Origin of the sequence: Brevundimonas sp. (assembly GCF_023259385.1) — a bacterium.
GTDB lineage: Bacteria > Pseudomonadota > Alphaproteobacteria > Caulobacterales > Caulobacteraceae > Brevundimonas.
On sequence record NZ_JAHFPF010000113.1, the window covers coordinates 9,132 to 9,866 of the forward strand.

Sequence of the window (735 nt, forward strand, 5' to 3'; positions counted from 1 at the left end):
CCGGCCGCATAGCTTGCGGTCTCGAGGTCGGACCGCGCGATCACGTTCGGCAGCACGACCTCGCGCGCCCGGACCCACTGGTCGTGATGCATGGCGTGCGACGCCAGATCGCTCCGCAGGGCCGCGGCCAGTTCCCGGGCGGCGGCCTCCCGCTCGGCGGCGATCCCGCGCGCCTCGGCCGCGCGGGCCGCGATCAGGGGCTCCTGTCGCTGCCCCGGGAAGATCGGCAACCGCACGCTGGCGCCGACCGACACCATGTCCCCGAAGCGCTCGTCGCGTCGGCCGTAGCTGGCCTCGAACGACCAGTCCGGTCGCCGCCCGGCGCGCGCGAGATCGACTTGCGCGTCGGCGCGCTCGCCCGCCGCGCCGAAGGCGCGGAGCATCGGAACCCGGTCAAGACCGGCAGCCAGCGCGACGGGGTCGAGATCGAAGTCCGGAGGGGCGCCGCTCGTCGCCGCCGCCGCGTCGCCCGTCCAGCGGGCCAGGTCCGCCCGCGCCGTTTCCGCCTCGGCCAGCAAGGTGCTGCGACGGTCGTCGAGACCCGCTTTCAGCTGAACCGGTCCGAGCGCGTTGGCCGGGCGCGACGCGCCCGAGGCGACGGCCGAGGGAGCCGCGTCCCACAGGGGCTGCAGGTCCTCGAGAAGAGCGTCGATCGCCGCCAGACGGCGGCCGGCGTAGTGAAGATCGATCCAGGCCAGGGCCGTCGCGACCCGTACGTCTCGGCGCGCGATGCGG

General features: G+C 75.4%; 1 protein-coding gene. It reads right to left on the minus strand.

Annotated elements, in window-relative coordinates; translation table 11 throughout:
• Window positions 1-735, minus strand: a 735-nt coding sequence (locus tag Q0C81_RS10050; RefSeq protein WP_291837081.1) for a TolC family protein, incomplete at both ends; no start/stop codon positions are given.